The organism is Aminiphilus sp., from assembly GCF_029975095.1.
Taxonomy (GTDB): Bacteria; Synergistota; Synergistia; order Synergistales; family Aminiphilaceae; genus Aminiphilus.
The window spans coordinates 1-7,160 of record NZ_JARKPW010000161.1 but is presented as its reverse complement, the minus strand read 5'-3'; the positions used below and the strand labels follow the sequence as shown (position 1 = coordinate 7,160).

The 7,160-nt window shown below is 61.4% G+C and carries 8 protein-coding genes, 2 tRNA genes and 1 other RNA gene; 2 read left to right on the top strand and 9 right to left on the bottom strand.

Annotated elements, in window-relative coordinates:
• Window positions 1-75: 75 nt before the first annotated feature.
• Window positions 76-915 carry a 30S ribosomal protein S2 gene (rpsB, locus tag Q1K49_RS09930; RefSeq protein WP_300525646.1) on the bottom strand — a complete coding sequence of 280 codons (840 nt, stop codon included), beginning with the start codon at window positions 913-915 and terminating at the stop codon, window positions 76-78.
• Window positions 916-1,157: 242 nt separating this feature from the next.
• Between rpsB and Q1K49_RS09925 the strand changes: the two genes are divergently transcribed.
• Window positions 1,158-1,481 (top strand): metal-sensitive transcriptional regulator, encoded by a 324-nt coding sequence (locus Q1K49_RS09925; protein WP_300525645.1) that lies wholly within the window; start codon window positions 1,158-1,160, stop codon window positions 1,479-1,481.
• Between the two features lie 209 nt (window positions 1,482-1,690).
• Here Q1K49_RS09925 and Q1K49_RS09920 read toward each other — a convergent pair whose 3' ends face one another.
• The 6 genes from Q1K49_RS09920 to speD form a co-directional block, all read right to left on the bottom strand.
• The gene (locus Q1K49_RS09920; RefSeq protein ID WP_300525644.1) at window positions 1,691-2,209 is read right to left on the bottom strand and encodes a hypothetical protein; all 519 of its coding nucleotides are present in this window, start codon (window positions 2,207-2,209) and stop codon (window positions 1,691-1,693) included.
• A gap of 36 nt (window positions 2,210-2,245) precedes the next feature.
• Window positions 2,246-2,345, bottom strand: an RNA gene (ffs, locus tag Q1K49_RS09915) — signal recognition particle sRNA small type.
• A gap of 30 nt (window positions 2,346-2,375) precedes the next feature.
• Window positions 2,376-2,469, bottom strand: a tRNA-Ser gene (locus Q1K49_RS09910).
• A 58-nt stretch (window positions 2,470-2,527) separates the two neighbouring features.
• Window positions 2,528-2,620: transfer RNA gene (locus tag Q1K49_RS09905), tRNA-Ser, on the bottom strand.
• A gap of 140 nt (window positions 2,621-2,760) precedes the next feature.
• Window positions 2,761-3,288 (bottom strand): tRNA adenosine(34) deaminase TadA, encoded by a 528-nt coding sequence (gene tadA, locus Q1K49_RS09900; RefSeq protein ID WP_300525642.1) that lies wholly within the window; start codon window positions 3,286-3,288, stop codon window positions 2,761-2,763.
• 4 nt (window positions 3,289-3,292) lie between these two features.
• Window positions 3,293-4,093, bottom strand: coding sequence for an adenosylmethionine decarboxylase (gene speD / locus Q1K49_RS09895; RefSeq protein ID WP_366146061.1), 801 nt, complete (start codon window positions 4,091-4,093; stop codon window positions 3,293-3,295).
• Between the two features lie 412 nt (window positions 4,094-4,505).
• Between speD and Q1K49_RS09890 the strand changes: the two genes are divergently transcribed.
• A complete protein-coding gene (locus tag Q1K49_RS09890; protein WP_300525639.1) occupies window positions 4,506-5,201 on the top strand; it encodes a hypothetical protein in 696 nt (231 codons plus the stop codon).
• Window positions 5,202-5,417: 216 nt separating this feature from the next.
• On the opposite strand, the gene Q1K49_RS09885 is transcribed toward Q1K49_RS09890, so the two are convergent.
• Together Q1K49_RS09885 and Q1K49_RS09880 are read right to left on the bottom strand one after the other, a co-directional pair.
• Window positions 5,418-6,710, bottom strand: a complete 1,293-nt coding sequence (locus Q1K49_RS09885) for a ribonuclease H-like domain-containing protein (RefSeq protein ID WP_300525637.1) — start codon at window positions 6,708-6,710, stop codon at window positions 5,418-5,420.
• Window positions 6,707-7,160 (bottom strand): DUF1998 domain-containing protein (locus Q1K49_RS09880; protein WP_300525635.1); only part of this gene is annotated, 454 nt, incomplete at its 5' end. The genes Q1K49_RS09880 and Q1K49_RS09885, both read right to left, overlap by 4 nt.

Genomic DNA, 7,160 nt, shown 5'->3' with positions numbered 1-7,160 from the left:
TTTTGCAGTCCAGAACGCCTGCACCGGTGCGAACGCGGAGCTCCTTCACCTGTTCCATGTCAAGAGCCATATTGCCTAGGCCTCCTTCCAACCTTTTCGTTCCTCGATACCCTCCACGGCCAGCTTCTCTCCGACTTCGCCGTATGCGTCGTGAAGCTTCTCCCGGACCTCGATGATGTCGTTCTCTCCGAGGGGACGTCCGTCCTCGTCGAACGCGCCCGCTTCTCCATCGACGCCCTGGCGTCCCTCGATGACGGCGTTGGCGATGACACCCACCATGAGCTTGATGGCCCGGATGGCGTCGTCGTTACCGGGGATGGGAAAGTCGATGAGTTCGGGATCGCAGTTCGTATCGACGATGGAGATGACTGGAATGCCGAGCTTCCGCGCTTCCAGGACGGCGATGTTCTCCCTCCGGGGGTCGACGACGAACAGTGCCTCGGGAAGATCCTTCATGTCCTTGATGCCCATGAGATACTTCTCCAGCTTCGCCTTTTCCTTGCGAAGGACGATGGCTTCCTTCTTGGGGTAGGTGTCGAGGATGCCGTCACTCTCGAGTTTCATGAGTTCCTGCATGCGGTTGACCCGCCGGCGGATGGTCTGGAAGTTCGTGAGAAGCCCTCCGAGCCAGCGCTGGTTGATATAGTACCCGCCGCAACGGGCAGACTCGTCCCGGATGGTATCCTGGGCCTGCCGCTTCGTGCCGACGAAGAGGACGCTCCCGCCGTTCTTCGAGACTTCCCGAAGAAAGTCGTAGGCCTGTTCGAGCCCCTTCACAGTCTTCTGCAGGTCGATGATGTAGACGCCGTTTCGTTCCGTGAAGATGTACGGCTTCATCTTCGGGTTCCACCTTCTCGTCTGGTGCCCGAAATGCACACCGCATTCGAGAAGCTGTTTCATTGAGACGATTGCCACGCGAATTCCTCCTCCTATGGATGGTTTTCGATCCCTCTGCCCAGGTCATCCTCCCGTGAAACCCGATTTCACCAACCGGGCACCATCACAGTTGTCCCTGAACATGTGTGATCAGAGCCGAGGGGAGTATAGCATACCTCTTTGTTGACCCGCAAGCTTCCCTGCGCGTACAATAGTTTAGTTGTCCGTAGGGATCACGCGAAGGCAAGGATGTGCACTCTCATGCAAGGAGGCAAATCCCCATGGCCAAGAAATCGTTGATCGACCAGCTCGACACCCTTCCACCGCAACGGAAAGCCATGCTGAACCGCCTGAAGCGCGTGGAAGGCCAGCTTCGCGGCATCCAGCGCATGATCATCGAGGAGCAGCCGTGCCACACCATCCTCATCCAGCTCTCCGCCGCACGGAAAGCCATGCAGCAGGCATGCATCGAGATCCTGAAGAATTACGTGATCGGCTGCGTCGAAACCCGAGGAGCGCCGGACATGGCGGAACTCGAAAGACTCATCGGCGCCCTCATCGACCTTGCTCCTCCGAAGGGCGACGGCGACTCCTGCAGTTCCTAAGCTTCCATCCTCCCGCCCTCGCAGCGGGGACCGAAAAACGGACAGACACGTCCACCGGGCACAAGGAAAACAACACCCCCTGTGAAACGGCTCCACTGCTTCCGGGGGGTGCTTTCCCTCTCCGCCCGGCTTGTTTCGCCTCTTCCTGAAATTTTCGGCATTCGGCGCATGTCTCGCCCTCGAAAACAGATCTCCGCCGCTTCGGACGCTTAGGGTGTTTCGTCTTCCCGGACGGAAGAGAACGCGCCGTTCAGCAACAGGGACACCAGATCTCCTTCCCCGATCCGATCTCCCGAACAAGCGTCGATCACGCTGCGCTCCTCGTCCTGAAACCAGATCCTCCAGACAAGCCGGACGTCTTCTTCCCTGACGTGCACGGAGGAGACCCTGGAAAAACGAAAGAACCCACCGGACCTGCCGCGCTCCGCCTCCATCCGCTGCGCGCATTCCTCCGCCTCCCGGACGGACAGGCGCGGAGGCAGCCATTCCGCTCGAAGGCGGCGTTCCTCCAGGGAAGGTGCACCATCCAGGAACGTGGCAACGGCGGACAGACCGTCCACGAGGACGACGCCCCGCACATAGGAGGGTCGGATCAACATGCCTCTGGTGAAGATTTCCACGGGGACTACATAGAGGGGAAGAGCGAAGACACGGGCGGACGCAGGAGGAGAAACGCGAAGAGAAAGGCAGGACACGGTCGCTTCACGGAGGCGATCTCCACCCGACACGGCCACCACTCCTTCATGACACATCGACCCCCTGAGGAGGCTCCAGCACCCCCGTGGCACCCGAAGAATTCCGCTTACCGTTGCTTCCTTCCGGACCTGGCGGGGTTCACGGGTCTTCGCCGCACGGGACTGAAACCCCCTCCGGGGGCCGAAATCAGACAAACAATGGCGGAGAGGGCGGGATTTGAACCCGCGAGGCACTTTTGTGAGCGCCTACTCGCTCTCCAGGCGAGCGCCTTCGACCACTCAGCCACCTCTCCGCACAAAACGGCTCGACGGATATTTCTTTGTTGAAACTGCGCGCAACCAGGGAGTTGATGGCGGAGAGAGTGGGATTTGAACCCACGAGACGGCTCAGCACCGCCTAGACGATTTCGAGTCGCCCGCCTTCGACCACTCGGCCACCTCTCCGGAGTCCGACTTCCGCAGTTCCCGAAGCTGTTCCTTCACCGTCGAACGAAGGGCATTATACACAAGTCCGGAGTCCCCTTCAAGCCCCGCCTGCCGAAATGCGGCAAATCGCCTCCACACGAGAAGAGCGAACCGATCTTTCAGCACCCGCGCCGGGAACGAAAAAACCGGGAGAGGAGGGCCGCGCACTCCTCTTTCAGAACACCCTTCCGCACCCGACACTTCCAGGGAAACCGCATGTCCCGGGAGAAATCGTAAAGAGATCCCACGGCCCCCGCCCGAGGATCGTCCGCGCCGAAGACCAGTTCCTCCACTCGTGCCTGCAGGAGCGCTCCGGCGCACATGGGGCAGGGCTCCAGCGTGACGTAGAGAGTACATCCGTCCAGGCGCCACGTGCCGAGAACCGACGAGGCCCGCCGGAGCGCCACCAACTCCGCGTGTCCGAGGGCATCGGACTCGGCCACGCGACAATTCCGTCCCTCCGCGACGACATCTCCGCCCCGGACGATCACGGCACCCACCGGAACATCCCCCTGGACGAAGGCCCGACGGGCCTCCTCCAGGGCAAGGGCCATAAAGCGCTCGTCGTCGCACCGCTGCCGCAGAAGCCGCTCGCCGGAAGCGGGCAGGCGCGTGCTCCCCTTCCGTGCACCGGAATCGCTCGCCACGCCGTCACACGTTGGCGATGTTCCGCCCGGAGAAGATTTCGTACATCTCCTTCTTCAGCGCCTGCTTGATGCGCTTCTTCTCCCGGGGAAGCAGGTCTTTCTTCCCCGTTCCAAAGAGATAGTTGTCGAGATCGAACTCTTTGAGGATCATCTTTGTGTGGAAGAAATTCTCCTGATACACGTTGATGTCGATCATCTGGTACAGGTCGCGGGTATCGCTGGCGATGTAGTTCTGGATGGAATTTATCTTGTGGTCGATGAAGAGCTTTTCTCCGTCAAGCGCTCTGGTGAACCCCCGAACCCGATAGTCCAGAACAGCAATGTCCGGGCCGAAGGAACCGATGAGAAAATTGAGCGCCTTCAGCGGAGAGATTCGCCCGCAGGTGGAAACGTCGATGTCCGCCCGGAATGTGCTGATTCCCTGATAGGGGTGGCTCTCGGGGTAGGTGTGCACGGTGATGTGGCTCTTGTCCAGGTGAGCCACCACCGCGTCGGGAAGCGGTCCGGCGACCTCCCCCTCCTCGTCGTGGACTCCCTCCGCGCCTGGGGCCTCCACTTTTTCCTCGGAGATGAGCATGGTCACGCTCGCGCCCTGGGGGTCGTAATCCTGGCTGGCGATGTTGAGGATGTTCGCGCCGATGATGTTGGCCACTTCCGTGAGGATATCGGTAAGACGCTGCGCGTTGTACTCTTCGTCGATGTAGGCGATATAGTCTCTTCGATGCTGGGGGGTCTTGGCGTAACAGATGTCATAGAAGTTGAAGCTCAGGGTCTTCGTGAGATTGTTGAACCCGAAGAGCTTCATTTTTTTTACCTTCTTGACGGGTTTGATTTCCAACTTTCTACCTCCCTTTCGGACACGAAAATAAAGAAGGGGAAGAACGCTTCCTCTCCGTGGAGATATTGTACATGTTCCGGAATTCTTCGCAAGGAGGTCCCCCGAAGACGCCCGGACGACGCCGTGTGCGACATTGCCCGGTGCACGATACCGGTGAAAACGGTAGAATACGAAGGCAACGCAGCGGCCCGGACATCGCACACCGGACACGGCACCGCGAAAATTCCGGAGACAAGGCACACGAGATGGCGGCATATCGCGGGAAACGGCCTGAGCCCGTCGCCATTCGGTTCCGACATTCCCTCCGATGCCGACGCGGAGACAGTGCAAGACGGCTCCACAGTGCCGGAGAAAAACTCTTTCGTAGGGGGATCCTTTCATGCGGGAACGATACGGACGATGGATTGCGGCGCTGCTCGCCCTTGTGCTCTGGAGCGCTCCCGGTATGGCCCGGGCGGACATGCATCTCCGCAACCTCAAGGACTACGTAGATTTCTTCTCCGGGACAGGAGTGATCACCGTAGGCACCATGCCCGAGACCTACTCCAGGCTCGTGGAGGACTCGGCCATGGTCGAGGACCTCCGATACGCCTATCTCCTCGCCGACACGAACTACGACGCCTACGTGGATCCGCGATACCAGTGGTTCCTCATCAAGGGGTACACCCCTTTCACCATCGGCATCGAGGACGGCCGGGGATGGACCACCTTCTTCACGGACCACATGCTCGGAGCGATCCGCATCTACGACAGGACACTCCAGCGCTTCGTGCGCTTCCGCACCTTCGCGAGCAGCCGGGGCATCTCGGACATCCGCATGATCTGCGACATCGAGGACGGAGGTCCCTACGACCTGGACGGCCGCAAGGGAAACGGCATCGTGGAGGTGGCGGTGGTCATCGGAGCGGGCATTACCGAGGACTACGATTTCACAAAGTCCCTCTTCGGCGGCGGATGTACCGCCTGGAGCGAAACGACGGGCAGAGGCATGCACCTTCCGCTTTTCCTTCTGCTCTCCGGGCTGCCGCTCCTGGCAGCAGTCCGAACCTTCCGGCGGAAGAAGAAGACGCACTGAGGCAACCTGCGGGAACACCACGCGACACATGCAGCAACAGGAAAGAAACAGCACGGAACTGCCCGGAAACAAGGGAGGAGGCGCGTCTTGAAGACCGCACTCCGGAAACCCAACGCAGGTGAAAACAGGTGGAGCGCATGAAAGCGCTCCACCTGCGTTTTCGGAAAAACACGCCCTAGAGGGGAAAGACCGCGTCAGAAAAACCTTCGGGGAGACTCAGCCCTCCTGTTGCGATCCTTGTTGTGCCGCCCTGCGCCGAAGACGCTCCACGCGCTTGCGGAGTTCCATCCGCTGCCTCTCCCAAAGCGGCCCCGGAAGAAAGGCTCGCTGACCGAGAAAAAGTCGCAGCGCCTCTTCCGCGAAGACGAGTGCCTTGTCCATGTCCCGGAGCCGATGTTCCCAGATCTTCGACAGCTCGACGAGCGGCACCAGGGAAAAACCGCCCCCCGACAGGGATGCCCTCCAGAATTCCTCCGCAACGGGCCACTCCTTGCGGCGCGCCGCCGCCTGGGCAAGACAGCGAAACGCCTCGCTCCGCTGCGTCGGGTCCTCTCCTGCCTTCCGCCAGAAGCGCGACGCCTTTTCCGTCTCTCCCGCCCGGGCCCAGAGCCTGCCCGCGCGCAGACAGTCCCTCGCCTCCGTTCCGCCTTCGGAGGCGAGGCGTCCCAACAGGGACTGGAGCGCCGCAAGGGAAAGGATGTCCCAGCGGTTGTGCAGAAACACGCCGTCGAGCATCGCCGCATTTCCACTGCGGAGATAGGCCCCGTAGAGTTCCGGAACGAGAGCCCCCGGCACGTCCTCCTCTCCCCGGACAAACCGGAGAACGTGTTTCTCCACCTCGACGAGGCGGAAGGACTCCAGGTCACCCTTCCAGACGCCCCGGGAGAGACGCAGGAGATCGAGATGGGGCAGCTCTTCGAGAAACGAGGTACGCCGTGCGAGGGCACAGCGCGTCTGCAGCAGGGGCACGTCATAGGCGCGGCCGTTGTAGGAGACGAGGGATGTTCCCTCTGCAAGCAGCTCCTCAAGCATCTCCAGCCAGTCCGATTCGAAGGCCGGAGACGCGAGGAAGAGCTGACGCACCACAAAATCATGCTCTTCGAGGCGTCCCACTCCCGCGAGGAACGCGTACGTTCCAGTTCCGCCCGCGAGCCCGGTGGTCTCCAGGTCGAAAAAGACCGGAGCACGTCCCCCGCCCCAGCAGGAAAGGGCAACGCCGCTCTCCCCGAGCCCCCTCAGGGAAACCGTTCCATGGGGCTCTTCAAGGGAGTGACGGAATTCCACCAGATAGACACCGCGGCGGAGCCATTTTCCCTCGGGCAGTCCCCGCACCCCGAGGGGCTCGACCGCAGTCCCCTTCTCCCGGCAATGCGCGGAAACAGCGTCGGGCGTCTCGTGCTGTCCCCGCTCCGTCCCTGGCTCTCCGTGTTCCCGGTCCTGCCTTTGCTCCCTCTTCCGTTCCGGAGCGGGACCAAAAAACCGCTCCAGGCGGTTTCGAAGGTCGCTCATGCGGAGGCACGCCCCAGCATTCCCAGAAGCTCCCGCACCGACGCCTTCACATTTCCCGATTCTCCGGAAAAGAGGCCGATGCATCCGGGACATCCCCTCTCGCAGGGGCATCCCGCGAGAGCCTCCTTCGCGGCACGGATCAGATGTCCCCGCATGGCAAAGGCCGTCTCGGCGAGGCCGACACCCCCGGGAACGTTATCCACCAGGTAGATCGCTCCCCGTTCCCAGTGGGGGTCCCGCACGTGGCTGTGCACGGAGATGTCCGTGCGGTCGCACATGAGAAAGAGCGGCGCCGTGCTCCGCAAGAGATGGGCCGTTCCCGCCAGGACACTGCTGCGGAGATCGTCGCTCCATCCGGAGGGCAGCACCTCCTCCCCGAAAAGAAGACACATGCCTGTGGTGTGCATCTGCTCCTCCCCCAGGTGCACGTATCCGTAGCCCACATTCTCG

Bases quoted from the DNA above. Each gene is read 5' to 3' on its own strand.
- Q1K49_RS09925 (WP_300525645.1), top strand. From the start codon at position 1,158: ATGGCCAAGAAATCGTTGATCGACCAGCTCGACACCCTTCCACCGCAA.
- speD (WP_366146061.1), bottom strand. From the start codon at position 4,093: ATGAAGCTCTTCGGGTTCAACAATCTCACGAAGACCCTGAGCTTCAAC.
- Q1K49_RS09890 (WP_300525639.1), top strand. From the start codon at position 4,506: ATGCGGGAACGATACGGACGATGGATTGCGGCGCTGCTCGCCCTTGTG.
- Q1K49_RS09885 (WP_300525637.1), bottom strand. From the start codon at position 6,710: ATGAGCGACCTTCGAAACCGCCTGGAGCGGTTTTTTGGTCCCGCTCCG.